Here is a 3,399-nt window from a genome sequence, read left to right as displayed (position 1 = left end):
CTCGCCGACATCGTCATCGACGGCGAACTGCGCCACGTCATCGTGAAGGCCGCCCGCAACGGGATGTTCTACGTCATCGACCGCCTGACCGGCGAGGTCATCAACGACCCGCAGCCGTACACCACGGTCACGTGGAACGAGGGCGTCGACCGCGAGACGGGCATGCCCATCTACAACCCGGACACGATCGTCTACACCGACACGCCCACCCCTGAGTCGGTCTGCCCCTTCATCGCCGGCAACAACTGGTACAACGACGCCTACTCGCCGGTGACCGGCCTGCTCTACTTCCAGGCCGAGAACCGCTGCGCCACCTTCACCGGGACCGAGGGCGAGTACGCCCCCGGCGAGAGCTACGTCCTGATGCGGTTCTCCGACACTCAGGACGGCCCCGGCGGCTGGTCGGGCGAGCTGCAGGCTTGGGACCCCGTGACCAACCAGAAGGTCTGGGGCCTCAAGGCCGCCATCGGCAGGGACAACAAGCCCGTGATGGTCACCGCCGGCAACCTCGTCTTCGGCGGCACCGACGCCGGCCTGTTCCGCGCCGTCGACGCGCGCAACGGCGAGGTCGTCTGGACCTTCCGCACGGGCGGCGACTTCCGCGGCTCGCCGATCGCCTTCCTGGGCCCCGACGGCCGCGAGTACATCGCCGTCGTCACCTCCAAGGCGCCCAGCGACCCGCAGATCGGTCAGGACACGGAAGCGGACAACGCCGGCCGCTACCGCCGCGCGGGCACGACGCTCTACGTCTTCGGGCTCCCCTGAGCGAGAGCCCCTTGTAGCGGGCCTTCTGGGCCCTCATCTAGTGCGGAGGGCCTCCCAGCCCTCCGCACGAAATCTTGTGATGCGCAGTATCGACTGGAGAGACATGCACCTCCTCGGCAGAGAACGCCAGCCGGGCCGCCGCGCGGTCCCACTGTTCCTCGCAGCGCTCGCCGCGCTGACACTGGTCAACCCCGGCGCACTGGCCCAGCCCGCGGAGGGCCGATGGGAGCTGCGCGTCTGCGCGCCACCCCAGGCCCTGCCGTTCTCGGACATGGACCAGCCTGGCTACGAGAACCGCATCGCGGACCTGCTCGCCGAGGAGATGGGCGCCCACGTCACCTACGACTGGACGCCCTTCAACGAGGACCTCATCAACCTCCACTTCGCCGAAGGGCTCTGCGACGTGATCCTCGGCATCCCCGACGGCTTCGAGCGGGGGCTCAACACGCTGACCTACTACTCGAGCCCCTACGTGATGGTCTACCGGGCCGACGCCGGCTACGACATCGACTCGCTCGACGACCCCGACCTCGCCTCGCTGCGGCTCGGGGTCCACGGCATCGGCACGCCGCCGCAGGAGGCGCTGACGAACCGGGGCCTCCTGGCCAACATCACGCACGTCTACGGCGGCACCGTGGGTTCCGACGACCGCCTAGCCGTCCTCGTCAGAGCCGTGGCCGACGGCGAGATAGACGTCGGCTTCGGTTGGGGGCCCGGCACCGCCTACTGGGCCGAGCGCGCCGCCGTCGACCTCGTCGTCAAGCCGATCCAGCCGGAGTTCGAGCCGCCCAGCACGTTCCAGGTCCAGCCCATGACCATGGGCGTGAGGCGCGAGGACACGGCCCTGCAGGAGCTGCTGAACCGCGCGATCGTCGCGCGCTGGGACGAGATACAGGCGATCCTGGCCGAGTACTCGGTGCCCACCGTGGAGGCTCCGCGGCCGTTCGATGGCGAGGTCCTGCGGCCGGAGGTCGGCACCGTGGTGGACGTCGGCGTGGTACTGCCTGCGCCCACGGGGGGACACACGTACTTCGCGGCGATCAACGACATCATCGGCACCGCCGCTGTCCGCGGCGCCCAGCTCGCCGAGGGGCTCATCGAGTCCGAGGAGGACGCCACCGACGTGGCGCTGGTCTTCCACTACGCCAGCTCCCCTAGCGCCGAGGCGGCCAGGCGCGCCGCCGAGCGGCTCGTCGTGGCCGACGGCGTGGACGTGCTGGTGGGCGGCGTCGGCGAGGGTCAGGCCGAGGCGCTCGCGGAGGTGGCGACGGCGCACGACGTGCTCTTCCTCGACGTCGGCTCGGCCTACCCGGCTACGGCCGAGGGGACGACATGGAACGTGTTCCACGTGGCACCGTCGCCCGCGGGGTACGTGGCGGCCCTGGCCAGGGCGCTCCGCGAACGAGCCGGAGACATGCCGCTCGACTGGTTCGTCGTGCAGGTGGACGACCCCCTCGGCGAGGAGCTGGGGCGCCTCGCCTCCGCCACCCTCTTCGAGCTGGGCGAGAGGGTCGTGGACGGCATCGCCGTCGACCGCGCCGATCCGACCTTCGAGGGCGCGTACCGGCGGCTCGCGGAGTCGGGCGCCAACGCGGTTCTGGTGATCCTCCCGCCAGCGGAGCAGCTCGTCTTCATGGGCGGCTACCGCGACAGGGGCGGAGAGGCCCTGCTCGCCCCCTACCCGTACGACGCCGCTCAGACCCGCAACTTCCTGGCGGCCAGCGTCGAGTACCGCGTCGCCCCGGAGACGCCCCGCGTACTGGCCTGGGAGACCACGCTGGTCGACGGGAGCGCGGGCGAGTTCAACCAGCGCTACACCTCGCGCTTCGGTCAGCCCGCCGACCCGACCGCCTGGACCACCTACGAGGCCCTGCGCATCCTCCAGCAGGCCGCCGCCCGCGCGCGCAGCGACGACCCGCGCGCCCTCGCCGAGGTCCTCGCCAGCGGGGTCCCGTTCACCACGGCGAAGGGCGCGCTGGCCTTCGACGAGGCGCACCAGCTCGCCGACCAGACCCTCTACGTGAGCCTCGTCGACACCAGCGCGGAGTGGGGCCCCACCCTCAGCGAGCAGGTCTCGGCCGCGCGCCTGGTGAGGACGCTGGTCCCCGAGGAGGCGCCGCAGCGGCCCTGACGGGCGACGCCGCCGGTCGCTCCACCCCATACGGGACGCACCCCTCGCCTGGCCGCCGGTCGAGGGGCGCCATGCGCCTCAGTTCGGGGGCGTCTTGGGGTCCGTGTCGTGGAGCAGGAGGTCGTCGAGGCCGGCGTAGCCGGTGCGCAGCGGCTGGACCGGCGCGGGGGAGGTAGGCAGCTCGTCGGCCACGAGCAGCGGGGCGGGCAGCTCGGGCCCGCCCGCGGGGAGGCGCTCGCGCTCGCGCAGGCGCCTCTCCCTCTCGTCGTCCTCGGTGACGCGTCGTAGCACCCGCTCGGCGTCGGCCGACGACATGGGCCTGGCGAAGAAGTAGCCCTGCGCGTAGTCGACGCCGAGCCGCTTGAGGAAGTCGCGCTGGTAGGCCGTCTCGATCCCCTCGGCGACGACGTGCTTGTCCAGCTTGTGCGCCATCGCGCAGATCGCCTCGACGATCGGGAACGTGCTGGCGGGCAGGTGGCTGCCCTCGACGGCCCGCGTGGCGA

General features: G+C 71.7%; 3 protein-coding genes. 2 read left to right on the top strand and 1 reads right to left on the bottom strand.

What is annotated here, in order from left to right; genetic code table 11:
- Positions 1 to 765 (top strand): hypothetical protein (locus VF202_01725; protein HEX7038814.1); only part of this gene is annotated, 765 nt, incomplete at its 5' end.
- A 103-nt stretch (positions 766 to 868) separates the two neighbouring features.
- A complete protein-coding gene (locus VF202_01720; GenBank protein ID HEX7038813.1) occupies positions 869 to 2,896 on the top strand; it encodes an ABC transporter substrate-binding protein in 2,028 nt (675 codons plus the stop codon).
- A 78-nt stretch (positions 2,897 to 2,974) separates the two neighbouring features.
- On the opposite strand, the gene VF202_01715 is transcribed toward VF202_01720, so the two are convergent.
- On the bottom strand, positions 2,975 to 3,399 hold a 425-nt coding region (locus VF202_01715), incomplete at its 5' end, for an EAL domain-containing protein (protein ID HEX7038812.1).

The organism is Trueperaceae bacterium, assembly GCA_036381035.1.
Taxonomy (GTDB): domain Bacteria; phylum Deinococcota; class Deinococci; order Deinococcales; family Trueperaceae; genus DASRWD01.
The sequence above is the reverse complement of the archived record's forward strand: the minus strand, read 5'-3'. Positions and strand labels throughout refer to the sequence as shown.